Origin of the sequence: Microvirga arvi (assembly GCF_016892765.1) — a bacterium.
GTDB classification, from domain to species: domain Bacteria; phylum Pseudomonadota; class Alphaproteobacteria; order Rhizobiales; family Beijerinckiaceae; genus Microvirga; species Microvirga arvi.
Genome location: NZ_JAFEMD010000160.1, coordinates 1 through 2,031, shown reverse-complemented (window position 1 = coordinate 2,031; position 2,031 = coordinate 1). Strand labels below are relative to the sequence as shown.

General features: G+C 68.3%; 1 protein-coding gene. It reads left to right on the top strand.

Translation table 11 applies throughout. The features are described 5' to 3' along the window. Positions 1–364: 364 nt before the first annotated feature. Positions 365–2,031: 4Fe-4S binding protein (locus ILT44_RS30250; RefSeq protein WP_239468647.1), on the top strand; the 1,667-nt coding region annotated here is incomplete at its 3' end.

Below are 2,031 nucleotides of genomic sequence, written 5' to 3'. Positions count from 1 at the left end.
CCCGGCGCCGCCGTGGCCGCCGGCGCGGCACTGGGCTTCGTGACGGCCGCGGCCGCTACGGCCTACGTTACCTCGCCGCCGCCTGCCGCCGGCTCTTGCTGGTACTACACCAATTCGCAACGCACTCAGGGTTTCTGGGACGCCTGTCCCCAATGATAAGGATCGTGCCGCCTATGCCCGGCCCATCCCAAGACGACCTATTCCGTGCGGGCGCCGTTGGCGTTTTTCTGTTCAGATGACTACAAACTGCTCTGGACGACCTGCGGTGGAAGCAACGAATACGCCTGATCCCGACCGAAGCCTTGCGAATACTGGCTTCCAGGCAGCGTTCGTACTGCGGGTCGTGGGGTTGCTCGGGGCCGTGATGTTCCTCCTCTGGACGGGGCCCGGCATGGCGGCAGGGCGCGTGCAGGAGTTCCTCCCGAAGGCCCAGCCCGCGGACTTTTTCCCCGGGGCCGACCGTTTCGGACCACCGCAAGGCGATCCGCCGCTCGTCCCTGTCCACCAGGGCGATCGCCTGCTCGGCTACGTTTACCTGAACTCCGACGTCACGAGCGCAGTGGGCTACTCCGGCAAGCCGATCAACCTGCTGGTCGGCATCGACCCGAACGGCATCATCACCGGGATCAAGCTGGTCGACCACAAGGAGCCCATCGTCCTCGTCGGCATCCCCGAACGCCGCATCGTCGACGCGGTGAACACGCTGGTCGGCAAGGACCTGAGGCCGGTCGCGACCGGGGCGGAGCGCCCGCCCCAGGTCGACATCGTCAGCGGCGCGACCGTGACCGTGCTCGTCATGGGCGACAGCGTCGTGCGTTCCGCCGTCCGCCTCATCCGCGGCGGCCGCCTCGGCAGCGCCCAAGGCGCTCCTCCGGCTGCCGCGGCTCCCCCGGCGGTGAAGACGGTCGACCTGACGAAGAGCGAGGTCCGCGACTGGCAGACCCTTCTCGGCGACGGCTCGGTCCGGCGCCTGTCGCTGACCGTCGGCGAAGTCAACGAGGCCTACGCCAAGGCAGGCAACCAGGAGGCGGCGAACAACCCGGAGACGGCCGATCCCAACGACACCTTCATTGACCTGTACGTCGCGCCCGTCAGCGTGCCCACCATCGGGCGCAGCCTGCTCGGCGACGCCGCCTACGGGCAGCTCACGGCGCGCCTCAAGCCGGACCAGCAGGCCATCGTCGTGGCCGGCGAAGGGGCCTACTCGTTCAAGGGCTCCGGCTATGTCCGCGGCGGCATCTTCGACCGGATCGAACTGCTCCAGGAGGGACAGGGCACGCGCTTCCGCGACCGCAACCACACCCGTCTCGGCGACCTCGCCGCGGCGGGTGCGCCGGCCCTGCGCGAGATCGCCCTGTTCGTCGTGCCGGAGGATTTCAGGCTCGACCTCACCGAGCCGTGGCAACTGCAACTAATGGTGCAGCGCAGCGTCGGCGCGCGCGACAAGGCCTTCCTGGCCTACGATCTCGACTACGCGCTGCCGGACCAATACCTGCGGATCGAGCACCGTCCGCCCGCCGCGCCGGCTCCCGCCGCGCAGGCGCAAGCCCAGGTCCAAGGTCAGCCTGCCGCGCCGACACCTGCACCCGCCGAACCGTCCCTCAACGACGCCGCCGCGCTCGCGGCGGGGGAGATCGAGGAGCCGCTCTGGCTCAAGATCTGGAAGACCAACACCGTCTCCATCGGCATCGCCGCGTTTGGCCTTATCGTCCTCACGGCGATCTTCTTCTTCCAGGATGCCCTGGTGCGCCGCCCAACCGTTTACGTCTGGGTGCGGCGCGCCTACCTCACCTTCACGCTGGTCTGGCTCGGCTGGTACGCCAACGCCCAGCTCTCGGTCGTCAACGTCCTGACCTTCACGAACTCGCTCATCACCGACTTCAACTGGGAGTTCTTCCTCGCCGCCCCGTTGATCTTCATCCTCTGGGCCGCGGTCGCTGCCGGGCTGCTGTTCTGGGGCCGCGGTCCCTTCTGCGGCTGGCTCTGTCCCTTCGGCGCCCTCCAGGAACTGACCAACAACATTGCCCAGTG